At 49.0% G+C, this 21,256-nt stretch carries 17 protein-coding genes; 12 read left to right on the top strand and 5 right to left on the bottom strand.

All coding sequences use genetic code 11. From position 1 onward, the window contains the following. Window positions 1-88: 88 nt before the first annotated feature. From EH198_RS12875 to EH198_RS12860, 4 genes are all read left to right on the top strand, one after another. Window positions 89-628, top strand: a complete 540-nt coding sequence (locus EH198_RS12875; protein ID WP_379310818.1) for a D-lyxose/D-mannose family sugar isomerase — start codon at window positions 89-91, stop codon at window positions 626-628. Window positions 629-657: 29 nt separating this feature from the next. Continuing rightward, window positions 658-1,977: an MFS transporter gene (locus EH198_RS12870; protein ID WP_124695947.1), complete on the top strand. Its 1,320-nt coding sequence runs from the start codon at window positions 658-660 to the stop codon at window positions 1,975-1,977. 418 nt (window positions 1,978-2,395) lie between these two features. Continuing rightward, window positions 2,396-2,884, top strand: a complete 489-nt coding sequence (locus EH198_RS12865; RefSeq protein WP_124695946.1) for a DUF6323 family protein — start codon at window positions 2,396-2,398, stop codon at window positions 2,882-2,884. Then, window positions 2,866-4,302 (top strand): DUF6179 domain-containing protein, encoded by a 1,437-nt coding sequence (locus tag EH198_RS12860; RefSeq protein ID WP_124695945.1) that lies wholly within the window; start codon window positions 2,866-2,868, stop codon window positions 4,300-4,302. The genes EH198_RS12865 and EH198_RS12860 overlap by 19 nt, the downstream gene beginning before the upstream one ends. A 140-nt stretch (window positions 4,303-4,442) precedes the next feature. On the opposite strand, the gene EH198_RS12855 is transcribed toward EH198_RS12860, so the two are convergent. From EH198_RS12855 to EH198_RS12845, 3 genes are all read right to left on the bottom strand, one after another. Beyond that, the gene (locus EH198_RS12855; RefSeq protein ID WP_124695944.1) at window positions 4,443-6,170 is read right to left on the bottom strand and encodes an ABC transporter ATP-binding protein; all 1,728 of its coding nucleotides are present in this window, start codon (window positions 6,168-6,170) and stop codon (window positions 4,443-4,445) included. Further along, window positions 6,167-7,981 (bottom strand): ABC transporter ATP-binding protein, encoded by a 1,815-nt coding sequence (locus EH198_RS12850; RefSeq protein WP_185702866.1) that lies wholly within the window; start codon window positions 7,979-7,981, stop codon window positions 6,167-6,169. Before EH198_RS12850 ends, EH198_RS12855 begins: the two co-directional genes overlap by 4 nt. Window positions 7,982-8,218: 237 nt before the next feature. Next, window positions 8,219-8,986, bottom strand: a complete 768-nt coding sequence (locus EH198_RS12845; RefSeq protein WP_185702865.1) for a radical SAM protein — start codon at window positions 8,984-8,986, stop codon at window positions 8,219-8,221. A gap of 397 nt (window positions 8,987-9,383) precedes the next feature. On the opposite strand from EH198_RS12845, the gene EH198_RS12840 reads away from it, so the two are divergent. The 8 genes from EH198_RS12840 to treR all read left to right on the top strand — a co-directional run bounded on the left by EH198_RS12840 (window position 9,384) and on the right by treR (window position 18,965). Next, window positions 9,384-9,830: a DUF1259 domain-containing protein gene (locus EH198_RS12840; RefSeq protein WP_124695941.1), complete on the top strand. Its 447-nt coding sequence runs from the start codon at window positions 9,384-9,386 to the stop codon at window positions 9,828-9,830. A gap of 295 nt (window positions 9,831-10,125) precedes the next feature. After that, on the top strand, window positions 10,126-10,920 hold the full coding sequence (locus tag EH198_RS12830) for an SDR family NAD(P)-dependent oxidoreductase (protein ID WP_124695940.1): 795 nt from the start codon (window positions 10,126-10,128) through the stop codon (window positions 10,918-10,920). A 39-nt stretch (window positions 10,921-10,959) separates the two neighbouring features. Beyond that, window positions 10,960-11,955, top strand: coding sequence for an aldo/keto reductase (locus EH198_RS12825; protein ID WP_124695939.1), 996 nt, complete (start codon window positions 10,960-10,962; stop codon window positions 11,953-11,955). Between the two features lie 369 nt (window positions 11,956-12,324). Continuing rightward, entirely contained in the window at window positions 12,325-13,371 is a 1,047-nt protein-coding gene (locus tag EH198_RS12820; protein ID WP_246014265.1) for an aromatic ring-hydroxylating oxygenase subunit alpha, read from the top strand. Between the two features lie 338 nt (window positions 13,372-13,709). Beyond that, window positions 13,710-13,943 (top strand): ferredoxin, encoded by a 234-nt coding sequence (locus EH198_RS12815; protein ID WP_124695938.1) that lies wholly within the window; start codon window positions 13,710-13,712, stop codon window positions 13,941-13,943. A gap of 455 nt (window positions 13,944-14,398) precedes the next feature. Beyond that, complete coding sequence (treC, locus tag EH198_RS12810; RefSeq protein WP_246014263.1) at window positions 14,399-16,099, top strand: alpha,alpha-phosphotrehalase; 1,701 nt, start codon at window positions 14,399-14,401, stop codon at window positions 16,097-16,099. 48 nt (window positions 16,100-16,147) lie between these two features. After that, on the top strand, window positions 16,148-18,157 hold the full coding sequence (gene treP / locus EH198_RS12805) for a PTS system trehalose-specific EIIBC component (RefSeq protein ID WP_124695936.1): 2,010 nt from the start codon (window positions 16,148-16,150) through the stop codon (window positions 18,155-18,157). 91 nt (window positions 18,158-18,248) lie between these two features. Next, a complete protein-coding gene (gene treR / locus EH198_RS12800; protein ID WP_124695935.1) occupies window positions 18,249-18,965 on the top strand; it encodes a trehalose operon repressor in 717 nt (238 codons plus the stop codon). Here the strand turns inward: treR and EH198_RS12795 are convergent. Beyond that, the gene (locus tag EH198_RS12795) at window positions 18,962-20,770 is read right to left on the bottom strand and encodes an ABC transporter ATP-binding protein (RefSeq protein ID WP_246014261.1); all 1,809 of its coding nucleotides are present in this window, start codon (window positions 20,768-20,770) and stop codon (window positions 18,962-18,964) included. The two genes, treR and EH198_RS12795, sit on opposite strands and share 4 nt — an antisense overlap. 26 nt (window positions 20,771-20,796) lie before the next feature. Beyond that, window positions 20,797-21,228: a MarR family winged helix-turn-helix transcriptional regulator gene (locus EH198_RS12790; protein ID WP_124695934.1), complete on the bottom strand. Its 432-nt coding sequence runs from the start codon at window positions 21,226-21,228 to the stop codon at window positions 20,797-20,799. Window positions 21,229-21,256: the final 28 nt, after the last annotated feature.

The raw sequence follows: 21,256 nt of genomic DNA, 5'->3' as shown, positions 1-21,256 counted from the left end.
ATAAATATCTATGGGTTTTCGATATGGCTTTGTCCGTCATGGGGGGATACAATGGTCACAACAAAATGAAAGGGGTTGCAAAAAAGTGATCAGTAAACAAGAATATAAAAATGTAAAGAATGAATCGCTTCGCTATCTAAAGGAGGCGGGTATCAAGCTTTCTTCTCAAGAAGCGGAAGCTTTGGAAATCGCTGATTTTGGCTTAGGCCGCATCCGCGAACTTGGGTTGCAGTTAGTAACCTATGTGAATACATCCAGATATTGTGCGAAAGAACTTGTATTATTGCCGCGTCAGACCTGTCCTGAGCATTATCACCCACATGTAAATGAAAATCCGGGAAAAGAGGAAACGTTCCGCTGCCGCAAAGGAATAGTCTATTTATATGTGCCGGGTACTGCAACTGAACATCCCCAAGCTGTCATCCCCGAAGGATATGGAGAGCATTTAAGAGTTTGGAAGGAAATCGTGTTGAAGCCCGGTGAGCAATATACGATTCTTCCAGAGACGCCGCACTGGTTCCAAGCTGGAGATGAGGGGGCGGTTGTATCGGAATTTTCATCAACGAGTACAGACGAGAATGATATTTTTACAGATCCAAAAATTATCAGAACTCCAATTCTCCAATAAGCCCAAAAAAATGAGAGGGTGAGAAGAAAATGAGTATTTCATCTGTCGAAAAATCCGCGACGAAAAAAATAACATTACACATTGTCCCTTATTTGTTTATTGCTTATTTGGTTTCTTTTCTGGACCGTGTAAGCATCACGTATTCTTCCTTAGGCGGTATGGATAAGGCATTAGGGATAACAAGCAGCGCTTTTGGTCTGATCTCGGGAATCTTCTTTATTGGGTACTTTGTTTGCACAGTACCCAGTAATATCATGTTGAATCGCTATGGAGCCAGAAAGTGGATTGCCCGCATCCTTGTTGCCTGGGGAATTGTAACCGTTATCACGGCATGGTCCAACAGCGTCAGCCATCTTTATATTCTTCGTTTTCTTCTAGGTGTAGCGGAAGCCGGCTTTTTTCCGGGAGTAATTCTTTATATCACCTTCTGGTTCCGATCGAAAGAACGGGCCAAAGTCGTAGCTTTGTTTATGACTGCGCCACCTCTTGCAAACGCTTTAGGCGCCCCTCTTTCCATATGGGTTGTGCAAAATATTCATTGGGCAGGAATGCCGGGGTGGCGCTGGCTCTTTATTTTTGCGGGAATTCCTGCTGTGGTTCTAGGAATTATTACTTTTTTCTATCTAAGCGATAAACCGGATCAAGCCAAATGGCTGAGCAGCGAAGAGAAAGAATGGTTAAGCAATGAACTCAAGAAGGAAAGTATAAATAAAAGAGAAACGAAAGCGCTGTCATTCAAGGAAGTATCTAAAGATAAAAAAGTCTGGAAGTTTGCCTTTACAAACCTGACCTATGTCATTGGACTTTACGGAATAAGCTTCTGGATGCCGCGGATTATAAAATCCTTATCTGGTGTTCTAACTGATACGCAAGTTGGTTACATCACTATGGCTCCTTATATTTGCGGGGCAATCGCCATGGTCTTGATGGGAGTGCATTCCGACCGTACGAGAGAACGTAAATATCACGCTGCTTTTGCACCATTATTGGGAGCATTCGGCCTAATCGGAGCGCTGATCGCTCCGAGTCCCCTTGTCGCAGTCCTTATGATTTGTGTGACCACTGCGGGGTTATACAGCTTTTCCGGCCCATATTGGGCATTTACTTCAGCCACACTAACAGCGGAAGCCGCTGTTGTAGGTATTGGGATTATCAACTCGTTAGGAAATTTCGGAGGATTTATTGGACCCTACGTCATCGGTATTTTAAATGATGTAACAGGCACAGTTTCATTCGGTATTGCCTTCCTGGCACTGATGCTGATTCTTACTTGTATTCAGGTATTGGCAGTAAAGAGCGGGAAGAATCGTACGATCGTGGAGAACCAGGAGCCGAGGAATGCAGTTTGAGAAAAGCTGCCCTCTTTGAAATAACAGGCTTATTAAAGTTAATAAGGAATCGGTGATATACGATATTTAAGTCTTAGATTATATTAGCCGGCGAAGATCGGCCAGCTCGTTAACTGCCACATTTCAGGATTCGACAAGTATATGTCCTTCAGAGGATTTTGGATTAACACAAAAAAGGTTGGGTCAGAATCATCTTCTGCCCAACCTTTATATTTTTAAAAACCACCTGCTGTTTTATCGTCAGCTTCAATTGACATCGATGCAAACAGTGATAAAATATAGAATGACTAAAATAATATATATTATACCATAAAACCAAAATAAAGTCAACTTCTTTTTTAAATTTTTCTCGAAAAATTAATGGCAGTGGAAAAATGATTGATCGTTATTTAAAAAGCGGAACAAGGAGGATAATAGCATGTATATTTCTCGCCTTTTCAACTCCTTGAACGTGTCTATGCAGGCACAGTATATGACCGAATTACTGGAATTGAATGAGAAGACCAAGGAATATGGTCTGGTTCTGACCCCACGGGATGTTGAACTGATGATGGCGGCAAGAAACGAGGTTCTGCACAGCTACGGGCGGGTGGAATTGAGCATCGAAGTGACCAAGGCGCTCATCGAGGTATTCTCGGCCTCCTCGTTCATCCAGCAGGAGAACTATGTGGATACGCTGAATGAGCTGCATGAGATTTTTTATGATCTGAAAAACGAAACCGAAGACCGAATCAGCGATATGAAGCTACTCCACAGGATGAAGGATATGTTCGAAGAGGATTGTGAGGGTTCACTGGGCTTGTTGAAGAGCAGACTCGAAGAGTATGCCGAAGAGTTCAGAAGAGAATTGCAGAAGAACGAGTCTTTATTTGAAGGAGAAAATGACTATTGGGATCTGAAAATTTGAATAAAAGACGCGAGCTGACTGTTCAGGGCGGCATTCGAAAATCTCGGCTGCAGCGAAATCAATATACGATCTCCTTAATGAACGAAGGCTTGCGGGCGGGGCTGCTGACGAGCCGGGAAATGATGCGGATTCAGAATGCGTTCATGCAGATCTTGCAGGAGCTGATTAAGAAATACACCCGGGGCGAAAGCACCTCGGTCACCACGGAAACCGCCGAAAGCCTCCTGACCTCCATCATGTATGCGGCCGATGCGCATCTGTTCAGCTTTGAGGAGCCGGAGAAGGCGATTGTGTATCTCAAAACGGTTGATGTTCGCCAAATCTATGAACGGGGCGTGGAAAAGGTCAGTCAATGCTTGGAAGAGACCAAGCAGCTATATAAGCAAATTACTGCTAACAAGCTGGAGGTTCCGGTCGACGCCTATAACATGACCATCGATGAGTCCCTGCCTGTCTTTCTCAGAAAGTACGGCATTATCTTCGATGCCCACAATACGATGGCTAGTATCGATTACCCGCTGGCTGTGGATGACATGCGGCTTCAGGGCGTTTTTTATATGAAGCAGTATCTGGAACAGCTGAAGCTGGAGACCGAGTTCTGCGCGATGTTCGATCAGCGGGAGCTGCTGGATTTGCTGGCCCACTACGGAAGGGAATGCAGGTTTAACTATCGAATCGAGCTGTTCAATATTTACGAGCTTGTGCTGAATAATGCGATTTTCTCTGTTTTATCAGGAGGAGATGCCGATCAAATCAGAATTTCCGAGAGTCAATACCAAAGGTTAGAACAGCAATTCATGAGCCTTACTGAACCGCAAATCAGGTCCGTCATCTCCGGTGCGATGGGTAAGCTTCAGCAAGAATTGCCAATTCATACCCGATTGAAGGAGTATATGGACGGTTGCATGGAAGACCTCGTTCAGCGAGTGACGAATGCCGCAAAGCATGGCAGCTTGCGGGCTGTCATTATTACAGAGCGGGAGGCGGGAGTGAAATCCATTGTCCTTTTCTTTAACGAAGAGGACAGAATGAGCGATGTAGAGCTAAGAAGACGGCTGGATGAGATTATGGCCTGCGAGAGGAAGGAGGACAAAGTCAAGCTGATCTTAACAAGCTTTCATTCATTCCACGACTTCCTCGATATGCTTGAATCCGAATGCCTGTTCGGGGATGAGTATACTGCCCTCTTTCATGCGTTTGGCGATATGGAGCTGGCTATTTTGGCGAAAACCGTTTTCTATGAAGAGCTGCGAAGCGAGTCTTTGGATTTGCCGTCCATTCTGTTATTGGAGAATGAGTATAAGATGGATTGGCAAATGCAATTTGTCCGGTGTCTGCAGAGTATGAGCCGGGAGCGGCTGCAAGGCGTAGAGAAGTATATGGATGAGATTGACTATGAACAAATGAAATTTTATTGATTTTTCAACATTGACAAACAGACCTGAGCGGAAACTCTCGATCAGGTCTGTTTGTCTTGTTAAAGGAGGCGCGAAAAATGAACGGCGGCCGAGCTACGTTAACGGGCAGATACTTACAGTCCCAACATGCAAATTTATTCCTACGCACTCGCCAAGTCTTGTGCTTCTCTTTCGAAAGTCCGAACCAATTCCGGATAAAGGTCGCCTTCTCTTAGCAGCTCCTCATGCGTGCCTTCCTCAACGACCTGTCCTTCTTTCATGACGAAGATGATGTCTGCATTCATTACCGTGGACAACCGATGCGCAATGATGATCGTTGTTCGTCCCGAACGCTTGTCATCCAGCAATTGCTGCACTTTCCTTTCCGTCTCCATATCAAGGGCGGATGTGGCTTCATCCAGGATGAGGATATCGGGATCTCTCAGCATCGCTCTGGCCAAGGCAAGACGCTGACGCTGGCCTCCGGAGAGCTGAATGCCCCGTTCCCCTATGGTTTCATCCAGCTTGTTCGGCAGCTTCATGACCGTATCAAGAAGCTGCGCGTCCTGAAGCGCGCCGATAAGGTGCTCATCCGTGTCTTCCCGGCCAAACAGCACGTTCTGCCTGATCGTATCGGCGAGCAGGTAGGGCTCCTGGAATACGATCGCAATCCTGCTCATCCAGTCTTGGCGCCGAATATCGGTAAGTGGAACGCCGTTCACCAGGATTTCACCTTCGCTTGGATTGTAAAACCGGGTGAGCAGTTGGGCCACGGTCGATTTGCCGCCGCCGCTTGCTCCGACGAACGCGATTTTCTTTCCGACAGGAAGGACGGCGGTAAGGCCGTTAAGTATATTTGTGTCCTCATAAGCGAAGCTGACGTTCCGGAATTGGATGGATTGAACCTCGCCGTTCAGTGGTTCCGTCCCGTTATCGATTTGCGGCATATTATTGAAAGCTTCAATGCGGTCGATTAGAGCGAATCGCGCGATCATCATCATGACGTAATCGAACAGCCAATGGATTTTATCCATGACCTGCAGTACCAATTGAAGGATGACCACGAAGGTGCCGAGGCTCAGTTTGCCCTCCATCAGCTGATAGCCGCCTACGGCTACAACCGCAACGGGAACCCCCCAGCGCAAAGGCGTGCTGAACAGCATCTGAAGGTTGACCGTCCGGCCTTCCTGCAGGATCGCGTCATAGTATTTTTGAAACAAGGCTTGATAACGGTTGGCCTCCCATTCCGTCTTGTGAAACGCTACGACTTCCCGTGTCGAGGAGATCCCTTCCTCCAGATGAACCGTCAGCTCCGTCCGTTTTTCCAGCACGACGGCTGCCGCTCTCTTAATCCTTTTCGCAAAGAAACAGGCATTTGCAATATACAGCAAGCATACGGCCAAGACACACAGCATGACCCAGATGCTCGAATAGCCGACAATCGCAAGCATGATTAGCGCTTCAAACGCACTCCTGATCCCTGTGGGCGTAAGATAACTGACCAGAGAACCCGTATCCAGCACATCGCTGTTCAGGTTTTGGACAAATCTGCCTGATCTCTCCTTTTGGAAAATGGATAATGGAAAGCGGAACAACCGGCTGAACATGTCCTTTGTCATGATTTTGGTAATAATATATTCGTTTCGGACAAAAGTGTAGGGCGTGGCGACGAACAAGACAGCATGACAGATGAAAATGAAGGCAAACACGCTAAGCAGAACGGGCAAAAGCTCGAACTTTTGTTGAATGAACAGGTCGTCGATTATGTATTTTTGCACGTAGATGGAAGCGACGCCGAAGAAACTTTCCAGAATAAGCAGCACGATGGCCAGCTGGAAGCCGGCTCTGATCATCATAAGATGATTCCATATCCATTTAATATATTTCATTGCGCATCCTCCGAATCACCGGAAATAGCGGTTGCTTGACCCTGTCCCTGAGCCAAATTATAGAAGACCCCTTCCTGAGCCATTAATTCTTCGTAGGTACCGATCTCTGCGATTGTCCCCTCATCCATGACCACAATCCGGTCAAAATCCTTTATGGTCGATAATCGGTGTGCGACGGCGATCATCGTACGGCCTTGAAACAGACGATCCAGCGCCGTCTTCACCTCTCCCTCCGACACGTTGTCCAGCGCCGAGGTTGCTTCATCCAGCAGGACGATTCTCGGATCTGAAATGAGCATGCGTGCAATCGCGATTCTTTGCTTCTGTCCGCCCGACAGCTTCATGCCGCGGTCGCCGACCAAAGTGTCATAGCCCTGCGGAAGTTGAAGGATGAATTCATGCGCAAAGGCATCTTTCGCGGCCTGCTCTACCTCTTCGTCCGAAGCTTCCGGCCGCCCAAAGCGAATATTCTCCTTGACCGAGAAGCCGAACAGATACGATTCCTGAAAGACATAACCAATACTTCCTCTTAAATCTTGAAAAGATAGCCGGGTGATGGGCACACCATCCAGCTCGATGGATCCTTCCTGGGGATCGTAAAAACGGTTGATCAGCTTCAATAAGGTCGATTTGCCGTTACCGCTTGTGCCTACAAAGGCCAACCGCTCTCCGGGCCGGATGTCGAGCGTGAAGTCCTTGATGACCGCCGGGCGATTCGGGTAAGCGAAACCAACCCCTTTGAATGTGATTTGACCGGTTATTGTTCCCAAGGGAATCGGATGTTCCGGTTCCTCCACAAGAGGTTTCAGCAACATGAGCCTGCGGATCGGATTGGCCTGCTCCAGCATCATGCCTTGCTGCGCGAGATTGCCGATCAGCATAGATAATTTGAACATAACCACAGAGTAAATGAGGAAGAAGGAAAGGAAAGCGCCTACAGTTAACGTCTGATTACGGATAAACCAATATCCGAATACGAACAGCGCGACCGCGCCGGCGTCGAAGAACACCCTACGGATGCTCCAGCGGGTATGTATGAAGAACACCCATTTCAAGGTAGTGTCCGTGACGGTCTGATACAGCCGGAGTCCTCGCTGCATATCCCAATGCTCTGCGGAAAAAGCTCGAAAGTCGCGGATGCCTGACACCGATTCATGGATTTTGCGGTTATAATCCATCCGCTGTTCATTCATGCGTTCATTCCATTGACCTGTCTTTCGATCAAGGATCGGCCCTATAGCATAGTAGATTAAGAAGAACGGGACGGCAACCAATGTCAGCTTGAGACTGCCCGACACCATGACGGAAACGGCCAGAATAACGAACAGGGCAAGCTCCAGCATATCGGGAAAAAAGCTGGTGTACAGCTCCTGCACCGCGTGCACCTGATTGTTCATCAAAGAGAGCGTTTCGCCTACAGGACGCTGTTCATAGTAGGAAAAGCCAAGCTTCCGCAGCTTCTGAAGTACGGAGAACTGCAGATCACGCGCGGATTTGCTTCCGACCGTTCTTTGAAGCAGATTACGAAGAAGAGAAGCGGAGACGGAGAGCGCTACGATTCCAATTAGCAGGAGAAGCATCCTTGTAAAAGCGCCTTGGTCCTTAGCCGGAATGATGTTGTCGACCAAATGCTCAATCATCTTTGGAATAACCAACTCTCCCGCAGCGGCAATCAGTCCGCACAGCACGATCACCGTAAGTTGGCCCGCGTAAGGCCGAAGATAGGATACGACCCACAGATAAAGCCTGAAACGGCGCTCTTGCGGATATTCTGCCTGATTTACGGTCACAGCTTCAGAAACTTGGCTCAAGCTTAAACACTCCTTATTCATAAAAATATTTCCAAATTTGGTTACGCATACTTGAGTTCAATTACACAATATACAATAGATTTTTTGTTTACAACTACTTTTATCGGTTGTTTTGTTTCGATTTCATCGGATCAAGGCAGATACGGAATTTATGGCGCCTCCTTAGCCGGTCTAAATATGAAAAAAGACAATCTCCTCTAATCGGAGGATTGTCTTTAACTTTTGAGAATATGTTCATTAGGAGCAATTCATACGATGAGACAGAAAGGCTTCCTGATAGGCGGCCAATTCCAACTCGGTAAACAATGAAGCGTTGTCTGGGGCATTGTGCCGCCCTGACGGATCTGCCTGATTGTTGAAGGGGAAAAGCTGAACCTGTTTTACACCTATACGCTGAAGCAGTCTGGCAAATCCTTCTGCGTCTTCCGGACGGTCGTTTAATCCGGATATTAGGGTAAGCCGAACCTCAACCTCGCTTGGACCGGAGAGAGAGTTCCGCAAATTTTCAATAATCAGATCATTGTATACGCCGGTTATTTTTCTGTGCGCTTCACGTTCATAGTGTTTTAGATAGAATATCAGATGATCGATTAGAGGAAGCAGTTTGGCAAACTGAGCCTCTGGCACATATCCGGTAGTTTCAACGGTCGTATGTACTCCCAGGTCTTTCAAGTGTGACAGCAGTTCATGGAGAAAGGTGTGCTGCATCATGGCTTCTCCGCCGGTCAACGTGACCCCGGACACTGTCCTTCTGACTGGATCATGATTATCGAGGCATAACTCCAATACCTCCTGAACGGAATAGATCCGTCCGTCCTCGTAGTGCTTGGCTCTGATCGGGTCCCACAACAGTCTGACTCCGGGGTTGCGGAACTCCGGATTGGGGCACCAATTGCAGTAGAGAGGGCAGCCCTTTAAGTAGATGATCGTTTGAGTACAAGAACCGTCCTGGGTGCTCTGTTTCTGTATATCACTGATGCAAGCGCTTACGTTTCTTGTTATCACTGAAAAACTCCTCCTTAATAATAGTGACAAGTGGGGGCTACAAGTGATCACAAATATCCCTGGACAACCCAATCTGCCGCACATGTCCGTTATTTAACCCAAATCCAGCGGACAAAACCCGGATAAAATGAAAATAATGTGAAATAAACAAAATAACTCAGTCGTCATTCCATGAGGGAAATAGTTTGTACGAATACTAATACAATATATATTCACGAGGCTGTGAAATACGCATGTTGTCGCTGAAATGTTTGGCAGATTGATATTCATTAGTGTAATGTCATTTGAGTTTCGTGATATATGGAAAATGGGGAAATAGACGCCAAAACGCCGTTTCCGAAAGTATCACCTTCCAATATTATTATTTTATATTTTCAAAACAGGAGGGTGATAGAAAATGGCTGTAAGTCCACTTTGTAATCGGTTCGCGGAGATTTTTGGCGCAGAAGCTCAAGTCGTTAATGGGGTATGTGTAGCAACTAAGTTACGTACCAATATTAAGGTGAAAATATTAGGGAGACGTTCCAAGGGCTTATTTACCCTGCCGTTCGGCATTTCTTTCGAGAGTGTTGGTAAAGATGGTAGAGCATTATGTCTTGGGGAATCTGTTATTCTTACTCGGGAAATTAACCCGTTTATCTCCAGGCTCCGTAAAGCCGGTATTAAAGTAACAGCTCTTCATAACCACTGGTTATTTACAAACCCAAACATTTGGTACATCCATTGGGAAGCCATTCAACAGCCGCTGGTATTCGCCAGAAATGTGCGGAACGCGTCGAGCGTGCTGACGAACCAACCTGTAGGTCCATTTTTGTGTAAGTCTTCTGGAAAAAAAAGAAAATAATTAATATACAACCAATCATCCGGAAAGCGTTGGGGCTGTCCTTAAGTAGTATTTTTACTACTCAGTGACAGCCCCTATTTTTGTCCGATAAGGGTGCCGAAAGGGACGCCGAGAATGTTAGCGATTGTAAGTCCTGCAAACATCATGGAAATTGCGCTTGATTGTTTTTCGCGGGGACATATAGTAACCAACAGACCGCCGATGGCGACGCCCAGCGCATATCCGGTAATCAGCATGGCTTTCTGGATTAAATTGGTTTGGTAGGTTATCCTGTTATGGAGGAGGGAGATAAATCATGGAGCTTCATTTAGAAGGAAAAACAGCGCTTGTCACCGGTTCGACGGAAGGAATCGGCAGAGCCATCGCCGAGGCATTGTCCAAGGAAGGCGTTTCTGTACTGATCAACGGACGTAATGCGGACAAGGTGTCCAAAGTTGTACAAGAAATAAAGGAATTGTATCCTAATGCAAATCCGCAGCCTGCCGCTGCAGATCTGGGGACGGAAAACGGCTGTCAGGAGCTGATTAATCGGGGATTTGACATTGATATCCTCGTCAACAACTTAGGGATTTTTAGGCCGGCGGAATATTTCGAAATTCCGGACGAAGAATGGTTCAAGTTTTTTGAAGTGAATATTATGAGCGGAGTCCGGCTGACACGGCACTACCTTCAGCAAATGCTGAAAAAAGATGAAGGAAGAGTAATCTTTATCGCCAGCGAAGCCGCCATTATGCCTTCTCAGGAAATGGCTCATTATAGCGCGACCAAAACGATGCAGCTGTCTCTCTCCCGGAGCTTGGCCGAACTGACCACAGGCACCCGTGTAACCGTGAATACCGTTATGCCGGGTTCAACGCTTACCGAAGGAGTGGAGAGCATGCTCAATTCCTTATACCCGAATGAAGATCTTGGCATAGAAGAGGCAGAAGCCAAATTTATGAAGGAAAATCGGCCGACGTCCATTATTCAACGTCTCATCAAGCCCGAAGAAATCGCCAATTTCGTCACCTTCCTGAGCAGTCCCTTGTCTTCGGCAATCAACGGCGCGGCCTTGCGGATAGACGGAGGTTTGGTGAGAAGCGTTTTTTGATATCAAGTTATACAACGGAACAGAAAGGATGAAGACAAGGTGGAATTTGTACAGGTATCCGATACCGGGCTTCAAGCCTCCCGAATTGGTCTGGGCACTTGGGCCATCGGCGGCTGGATGTGGGGCGGAAGCGATGATGCGGAGTCGATTCGTACCATTCACGCCGCATTGGATCGTGGAATTAATGTAATCGATACGGCGCCCGTGTACGGTTTCGGTCATTCTGAGGAAGTTGTTGGACAAGCGGTTCAATCTTATGGGAAACGGGATCAAATTCTGATCGCGACCAAAGCGGCGTTGGAATGGGTTGATGGCAACGTCCAACGCAACGCGACAAAACAGCGCATCCTGAAAGAAGTAGACGATTCGCTTCAACGTTTGAAGACCGACTATATTGACATTTATCAAATCCATTGGCCGGACCCGTTAGTCCCAGTAGAAGAAACGGCGGAAACGATGCGGCAATTATTGGAGCAGGGGAAAGTTCGCGCGATTGGCGTTAGTAATTTCACAACCGCCCAGATGGACGAATTCCGCAAAATCGCGCCTTTGCATACGGACCAGCCTCCGTACAATCTGTTTGAGCGCGAGATTGAAAAGGACGTACTGCCTTATTGCGCGGAGAATCAAATCACGACATTGCTGTATGGCAGCCTATGCCGCGGATTGTTAAGCGGACGCATGAAGACTGATGCGGAATTTACGGGCGATGATCTGCGCAAGGTCGATCCGAAGTTCCAAGCCCCGCGTTTCGGGCAATATCTCAATGCTGTGCAGAAGCTTGATCAGTTTGCTCAGGAAAATTACGGCAAACGTGTAATTCATCTGGCGGTTCGCTGGATTCTGGCTCAACCCGGCGCCGGCATCGCGCTTTGGGGCGCGCGCAAACCCGAGCAGTTGACCCCGGTGGATGAAGTGATGGGCTGGTCGCTGGATCAAAACGCTTTGAAAGAAATTGATCGTATTATTGAAGAAACAGTGAAGGAGCCGGTCGGTCCTGAATTTATGGCGCCTCCCAGCCGGTCTAATAAGTAGGTGTAAGGAAATTTCCTCTTTTTAAGGAGGATTGTTGTGTGCTTAAAGACGCATCACCTGACACGGCAGCATCGAAACGGTGCTGCCGTGTTTTTTCATATGGACAGGGTTCTCGTTGTTCCCAAAGGGCAAAAGCGGCATGTAAGCTTGTTTAATTCATTAAGTTCTTGTGTAATCAAGCTTTGATGAGACTAAATGTGATCATGCATAACGTTATGGATTGTTTTTTATGCGCGTGAACAAAAACAAAGATTTTAGATTGATTATTAAAATGAAATGATATTAAAATACACATCATCAGTCATATTAAATGACATGCTAAAATTAATCACAATAAATATAATAATAATGAAGTGAGGTGGAGCGGTCATGTCAGAAAATAATAAGAAACCGATGGACGAACTCGAACTTCCCCGTGATTGCACGTTCTCGCCTGAGGATTGGCGTGTGTTGTCCCAATATTGGTACCCGGTTGCCATTGCGGATGAGGTGCAGGATAAACCGGTTGCCGTGAAGCTTTTGGATGTGAAGCTTGTATGTTACCGCAGTAATGGGAAGGTTGTTATTGCCCGTGACCTCTGCTTTCACCGGGGGGCGCCTTTAAGCATGGGCTGGGTTGAGAATGGGGAAATTGTATGTCCGTATCACGGCTTTCGTTATAACTGTGAGGGCAAATGCACGGCCGTTCCGGCGCACCCAAGCGCCAAAATCTCTCCCAAATTGAAACTGATTGTCTATCCCGCGGTTGAACGCTACGGTTTGGTATGGACCTGCCTGTCGTCTGCACCGGAGCAAATCCCGTCCTTCCCTGGATGGGACGATCCCGATTACCTGAATATTCTTCCTCCGAGCTTTGATATTGCGGGTTCCGCCGGACGCCAGATGGAAGGATTTCTGGATGTGTCGCATTTTGCTTATGTGCACACCGAAACGTTTGGTGACCGCAATAACACTGAAGTTCCTCAATATAAAGTGAAACGCGAGGGAGACGAACTGGTGGCCGAATATTGGAGTACGGTCAGCAATTACGGAAAAGGTCAGGATAATCCCGCCCCGGAGGGCTTTCAGTGGCTTCGTGAATTCCGTGTATTCCCGCCGTTCGCGGCTTCGCTTACCGTATACTTTCCGGACGAGGGAAGGCTGAAGATTTTAAACTGTGCCTCGCCGGTATCTGCACGCTACACCCGACTGTTCTGCCCGATCTCAAGAAACTTTGATAAAGATGCTCCGGTTGAGGATACCATAAAGTTTAACTTGCAGGTGTTCCAGGAAGACCGGGAGATGGTGGAGGCGCAAACGCCAGAGGATTTGCCGCTTGATTTGCAAGCCGAAGCCCACATTCCGGCGGACCGTACGTCCATTGCTTACAGACAGCTCCTTAGTGAAATTGGGCTCGGGAGACCCTACACTTCATAAGCCTAGTGAGGAGTGTTTTTTGATTAATCCAATACTAATTAACCGTCACAGAACAGACACAGGATTGATCGGAAGGGTCAGGCCAATTTTGCAAAAAAATGAATGAATGAGTCTGCCAGATTAGTGTTTGTGCGCAATTAAACAGCATCGGCTCTTCGGAAAATCAGTGATTTATGTAGAGATTTATGTTAAGTAAAGTTACTTGATTACGTTAATTTTAATGAAAAAACATTGTTAATTCCATTTTACTCTTAAATAATATAAATTAAGTCACATCCATACACGAAATCTCGCTTTTATAATATGACTTATCATTTATAAATAGAGGAGTGGGATTAATGAGTAAATATGTACTGGTTAAAAAGGATTCTTGTATCGCTTGCGGAAGCTGCGGCTCCGCGGCTCCGGAAATTTTCGATTTCGATGATGACGGTTTGGCGGAAGTGATTTTCGAGGGCGATAACAATAAGGGCGTTACGCTCATCTCGAGCGACCTGCTGGAAGAACTGTCTGATGCCGTTGACAGCTGTCCGACGAGCTGTATCAAGACAGCAGCCGCTCCGTTTGCATAAGCTGTTTTTTAGCATCGATCTTTACACCAAATCCTTCTTGGGTTGTTTGTTCCGCTTGGAGCGGACAACCCGAGGGGGATTTTTTGGTTTGCGGCGGCATATTTACTTTTCGGTCCGCATTTTGCGGTTGTCCCCAGTTTAATAAACCGCATGATTCAAGCCTCTATTTTTATGTGCTTCAACTATTCTGCCCGGACAAAATGCACTTTTCGGTTGCTTACTGTGCCCTTTAGGGTACATGAACGATCCGGAAAGTGCTTTTTTTCGATAAAATTCGAGCGCTTTCATTGACAACTTGTATATACAGGATTAGTATAGGGGTAAGAAAAAAATCCTGTATATACAGGTTGGTATGAGGATTCGCAGATTGTCTGCACCATTTTACGAAAACGCTACAATGAAGTGTTATAGGAAGTTTTCTAGGAAATTATATATTCAGCGGGAGGGATCAGGCCGTGAATGAAGTAAAAAAGCAGGAGTGGTGGCGGCGCTCCACGGTTTATCAGGTATACCCGAAAAGCTTCAAGGATACGACAGGCAGCGGACAGGGTGATATCCGGGGGCTGCTCGAAAAGTTGGATTATTTGCAGGATCTTGGCATCGACATTATTTGGCTGCAGCCGGTTTATGTGTCGCCGCAGAATGATAACGGTTACGACGTAGCCGATTATTGCGAAATCGATCCGCAGTTCGGCACGATGGAGGATTTCGACGAGCTCGCGGCCGAGGCCCGGCGCAGAGGCATGCGCCTGATGCTGGACATCGTTGTCAATCATTCCTCGACGGAGCATAGATGGTTTCAAGAGGCCAAGAAATCCAAGGACAATCCGTTTCGTGATTATTATATCTGGAAAGATCCGAAGCCGGATGGAAGCGCTCCTAACAACTGGCAGTCCAAATTCGGCGGTTCCGCTTGGCAGTACGATGAGGGGACCGGGCAATATTTTCTTACGTTGTTCGACAAGACGCAGGCTGACCTGAACTGGGAAAATCCGAAGGTCAGGGAAGAAGTCTACCAGCTTATGAACTTCTGGGCGAACAAGGGAGTCAGCGGTTTCCGGATGGACGTTATCAACCTGATCTCCAAGGACCAGCGCTTTCCGGAAGACGACGGCAGCGTTCCTCCCGGAGACGGAAGGAAATACTACACGGACGGACCGAGGGTTCACGAGTATCTCAAGGAAATGAACCGGAGAGTATTCGGTCCCGATACCGTGACAGTTGGCGAAATGTCTTCGACGACGATGGAGCACTGTATCCGGTATTCCAATCCGAAGGAACAGGAGTTCTCGATGACCTTCAATTTCCACCACCTCAAGGTCGATTATCCGGGCGGTCGAAAATGGGAGCTGATGCCTTATGATTTCGAGCAGCTGAAAGCGCTGCTTTCGCATTGGCAGATCGGCATGCAGCAAGGGGGCGGCTGGAATGCCCTGTTCCTGAACAACCACGATCAGCCGCGGGCATTGTCCCGATTCGCCGATGATGGCGAGTACCGGACGGAATGCGCCAAAATGCTGGCGACGACGCTGCACGGTCTTCAGGGAACGCCTTACGTGTTCCAAGGGGAAGAAATCGGCATGCCGAATCCGCACTGGAACGATATCGGAGAGCTGCGGGATATTGAATCCCGGAACATGTACGTCATTTTGCAGGAGCAGGGAAAGACCCCGGAAGAGGCGCTGGATATTATCCGCGAACGGTCCCGTGACAATTCACGCACACCGATGCAATGGGATGACGGTCCGCAGGCGGGCTTTACAACCGGAACGCCTTGGATCAAGGTGGACGAACGCTATCGCGAGATTAACGTCAAGAACCAGCTTAACGACCCGGATTCCGTATACAGCCATTATAAGAAGCTGATTGCGCTGCGCAAGGAAATCGACGTCCTGACCGACGGGCGGTATGAGCGTCTGGACGAAGGACATCCGCAGGTGTTCGCTTATGCGCGGATCAGCGATGGGGAGACCGTGGCGGTCGTTTCCAATTTCAGTGACAGCGAGGCGGTCTTCGAGTTCCCGGAAGCATTTGCAGCGAAGCTTTTGGAGGGCGGATCGTCAGAGCTGCTGGCCGGCAATACGAAGGAGGCTCCGGAGCTGAAAGCGCGGATTGAGCTATCCCCTTATGCCTCCTATATGTGGATTATCCGATAGATCTCATAATATTCCGATATGGTATAGATTAGAAGGGAGCGAGAACCAATGGCTGTAGATAGAGCAAATGTGGAGAAGATCGTCCAGGCTGTCGGCGGAGCGGACAACATCGAGGCCGCAACGCATTGTGTCACGAGATTGAGGTTTGCCCTGGTTGACGAAAAGAAGGTCGATCAGAAGCTGCTGGAGCAGAATGATTTGGTGAAGGGGCATTTCTCTTCCCAGGGGCAATTTCAGGTCGTAATCGGCCCCGGTCTTGTGGACAAGGTATATAATGAAATGATCGCCATCACCGGGGGGCAGCGTTCCTCCAAGGATGACGTAAAGAAGGTTGCCGGTAAAAAACAAAACCCGCTTCAGCAGGCGATCAAGACGCTGGCGGATATCTTTATTCCGATTTTGCCTGCCATCGTCACCGCAGGTTTGCTGCTCGGCATCAATAATATTTTGACGGGCCCCGGCATCTTCTTCGAAGGCCGGTCCCTGGTGCAGGAATACCCGGCATGGACGGACTTCGCCGGCATTATCAACCTGATCGCCAATACCGCGTTCACCTTCCTGCCGGCGCTTATCGGCTGGTCCGCCGCGACCCGGTTCGGCGGCAGTCCGCTGCTTGGGATTGTACTCGGCCTGATCCTGGTCCACCCGGATCTATTGAATGCATGGGCCTACGCCCAGGCCTCGCAGGAAGGCAAGATTCCGCATTGGAATCTGTTCGGCTGGCAGTTGGAGAAAATAGGCTACCAAGGTCAGGTGCTTCCGGTCCTCGTATCGGCTTACCTGCTTGCCCGGATTGAGAGATTCCTGAACAAGAAGGTGCATGACTCCATCAAGCTGCTCGTCGTCGCTCCGGTGGCGCTGCTGGTAACGGGGTTCCTGGCTTTTACAATCATCGGGCCGGTCACCTTTGCAATTGGAAACGCGATCACGAACGGGCTGGTGCATGTGTTCAATACGCTTCCTGCAGTTGGCGGCTTGCTGTACGGCGGAATTTACGCGCTGCTGGTCGTGACCGGGATGCACCATACGTTCCTGGCTGTTGACGTGCAGCTTATCGGCAATACGGGAGGGACCTTCCTGTGGCCGATGCTGGCGCTCTCCAATATCGCCCAGGGCTCGGCTGCGCTCGCCATGCTGTTTGTATTCCGCGAGCAGAAGTCCAAGGGCCTTGCTGTCACTTCCTCCGTCTCGGCATTTCTCGGCGTTACCGAGCCTGCTATTTTCGGGGTCAATATCCGCTATAAATATCCGTTCATCTTCGGCATGATCGGTTCCGCGTTAGGCGGACTGGTGCTAACGATCAATCACGTTCTGGCATCGTCTATCGGTGTCGGCGGCATTCCCGGCTTTCTGTCCATTTTTCCGAACCAGTGGGGCGTCTTCTTCGTCGGCATGGCCATCGTGCTTGTCGTTCCGTTCCTGCTGACAGCGGCTTATGGCAAAGTAGCCTCCCGCAAGGCTGGGGGAGCTAATGCTGACAATGGATCAACGTCAGGGGAAATCTCCTCCGAGACTGCTGGGGTAGCCGAAACAGAAGCCGTATCCCTGTCGGCTCCGGCTGTCTCGGCAGGGGAAGCTGTCAATGTGTTGGATATTCTCGCTCCGCTTGCAGGCCGGGTCGTTCCGCTTGAGAATGTGCCCGATCCGGCTTTCGCCGAACGCCAGATGGGACAAGGCATTGCCATCGAGCCTTCGGATGGCCGGGTTGTCGCTCCGTTCGACGCCAAGGTCGTGCATATCATCAAGAGCAAACATGCCATTGTTCTGGAGCATGCCACCGGCGTCCAGATTCTGATTCATGTCGGCATCAACACCGTGTCGCTGAAAGGCGTTCCCTTTACGACGCATGTCGGCATCGACGATGAAGTGAAGGCCGGTCAGCTGCTGATCGAGTTTGACAGGGAGGCCATCCTCCAAGCCAGACTTCCGGTTATTACTCCAATCATTATTCCGGACGGACAGCCCATTGTGGAGCGTGTAACCGAGGAGTCTGCCGGAGAAACGGTTTCCGGACGGGATATCGTGTTGAAGGTTCATTTATCCACTCAGGGTATCTAAACGGCTCTGTACAAAACAAAAGAAGCGCAGTCCTAGGGGCTGTGCTTCTTGTTATCTTCAGGTTATGCTATATACAGGATGGTGATAAACGGTGAGCGCCAATATTTATTGGACCATTTATAACGATTACGCGGAGAAAATCCAAAACGGCGACATACCTGCCGGCGCCAAAATCCCATCGGAGAGCGAGCTGGCCGACAGCTACGGAACTTCAAGGGAAACGGTGCGCAAGGCGCTGGGTCTTCTGTCGCAGAATGGATATATACACAAAGTCAAAGGCAAAGGTTCTTTTGTACTCGATTTGGGTAAGATGAAATTCCCCATTACGGGCCTGATCAGTTTTAAGGAAATGTCTGAGAGATTGGGCCGTAAATCAAGAACGCTTGTCTATAAGACGGAACGGGTTCCAGCGTCCCGGGTCATTTCGGCGCATTTGGATCTTAATGAGGGAACAACGGTGTGGGAAGTGATCCGTTCCCGCGAGATTGAAGGGGAGCGGGTCATTCTCGACAAGGATTATTTTGTACCGGAAAGGGTAGGGACATTGACTCCGGAAATTGCCGCAAGGTCGATTTACGATTATTTGGAGAATACTTTGAATTTATCGATCAGCTACGCCAAAAAAGAAATATCAGTCGAGCCGGCAACGCCCGAAGACCGGGCCCTGCTCGACCTGAATAATCTTTCCCATGTCGTGGTCGTACGCAATTATGTGTATCTGGAGGATACGACGCTGTTTCAGTATACGGAGTCGAGGCACAGACTGGATAAATTCCGGTTTGTCGACTTTGCCCGCAGGGCGCATTAAGTGACTTTTTTCCCAAACTGTTTATCGTATAAGTCCTTGTAAACCCCGCTCTTCTCCAAAAGCTGCTCATGCTTTCCTTCCTCAACAACCTTGCCTTCCTTGACGACAAGGATGTTGTCCGCCGACATAATCGTGGACAGGCGGTGGGCGATGACGATGCTGGTCTTGTTCTTCAACAGAACCGCCATCGCCTGCTGCACATAAAATTCCGAGACGGTGTCAAGGGAAGACGTTGCTTCGTCCATAATGATGATCGACGGGTTCTTCAGCAGAACCCTTGCGATGGAGAGGCGCTGTCTCTCTCCGCCCGAGAGCTTGATCCCCCGATTGCCCACAACCGTGTCGTAGCCATCCGGAAGTTCCTTGATGAAATCGTGAATGTAAGCCGCTTGGCAAGCCTGCAATATCTCTTCATCGGTCGCTTCTTCGTTCGCATACAGGAGATTCTCGCGGATCGTTCCGTTAAACAGGTAAGTGTCCTGCGTGACCAGCCCGATGCCGGACCGCAAGGACTTCAAAGTTATCGAAGCGATGTCCGCTCCGCCAATCCGGATGCTGCCCGAATCGGCATTATACAGCCGGGGGATGAGGTTCGTAATCGTTGTTTTTCCCGCTCCGCTCGGACCGACGAGGGCGGTCATTGTGCCCGGTTCGGCCTTGAAGGAAATATTCCGCAGCGCCGGCTTATCCAGCTGATAGGCAAAGCTGACGTTCCGGAATTCGATGCCGCTTCCTGCTCCGTTCAAGGAGAGGGCCCCGGGAGCGTCGGCGATCTGCGGCTCCATGTCGAAGTAATCGAAGATGCGCTCGAACAGGGCGACCGACCGTTTGATGTCCACGTACAAATTCGTAAGCTGCCCCACCGGAGCGTACAGTCTGCCGAGCAGCGCAACAAAGGCGATAATGGCTCCGACGGTAATCTCTCCTTGGATGAACAGATAGCCACCGTACAGGTAAATCAGCATGGGGCCGATGGACGCGAATGTGTTCACCAGCATCATAAACCAGCGGCCGGCCATGGATTCCCTGATTTGCAGATGTGTCGTTTCCGCGCTGACGGTTTTGAAGCGGTCCCGTTCCCGGTCCTCCTGAGTAAACAGCTTCATCAGCATATAGCCGCTAAGGCTGAGCGTTTCTTGGATAATATGGTTTTGCTCGGAGATTTTCTCCTGCGTTTGTTTCGCCAGCTTCCAGCGGACGCTGCCCATCTTGCGGGTAGGCGCGACAAACAAGGGGACAACGAACACGCTGACCAAGGCCAGCTTCCAGTTCATCCAAAAAAGCGTCCCCGCCGTCGTGACCAGCATCAGCAAATTGCTGGCAAAATTCACGATCGTTCCGCTGAACACTCCTTGAATCCCCGAAATATCGCTGGTCATTCGCGTAATCACCTCGCCCTGCTTTACATTCGAGAAGAACTGCAGCGGCATTCCCTGCAGATGGCGGTACATCTGGTTTTTCATGTCATAGACGATATTTTGCGAAACAAAAGAATTTAAATAGCTCTGGAGTACCCCCAGCAAACCGGAAGCGATGGTCGCGGCCAGTGAGCCCACAACCAGAAAGACGAGCAGCCGTAAATCCTTGCCCGGAAGCGCATGGTCGACGATTTGCTGAACGAGCAGTGGCGGCAGCAATCCAAGCACAGAGGTCGCAAGCAGAATCGCCAGCACGACAAGCGTCTGTTTCCAATAGGGCAGAAAATAGCGAGAAATCCGCAGCAGCATGTCTTTGGAAAGGTCGGGGTTCTCCAGCGAGTCGTCGAATTTCATTCTTCCCATGGTATGTCCGCTAAATCTTGACATATCAAATCACCAACTTTTTTATATAGTTACAGCTTATCCAGCAGCCGTTGATGCATATCCAGCAGGCTCCCGATCTCTTCCGCCGAGAACTGCCGTAATGCTTGGTCAAGCGCCAGGCGCGATTGATCTTCCCGGTCGTACCGTTCGCACAGCTCTTCACCGGTCGAAGTCGGGCGGAGCAGCGTTTCCCTGCGATCCTGCGGAGAGGTTTCACGCACGGCAAGCTCTTTTTCAACGAGGGCGTCAATATGCAGGCTGACTCTGCTCTTGGGCACCCGGAGCCGCTCGGTCACTTCCTTCTGGGTAAGCCCGGGAACCTTTCGGATCAACCGCAGAATATCGAGCTGATGGACCGTCAGACCGACTTCGGCGGCGCTTTGGTGGGCGAGCCTTTTGAGCTGCCTGGCAACGGAAAAAAAGGAATGATAAACCTCGGCGGTATGACGATTATCGTACATTTTAAACGCTCCTCATTAGTTATCGTAG

The organism is Paenibacillus rhizophilus (assembly GCF_003854965.1).
GTDB lineage: Bacteria > Bacillota > Bacilli > Paenibacillales > Paenibacillaceae > Paenibacillus_AQ > Paenibacillus_AQ rhizophilus.
This window is presented reverse-complemented; position numbering and strand designations above follow the sequence as displayed.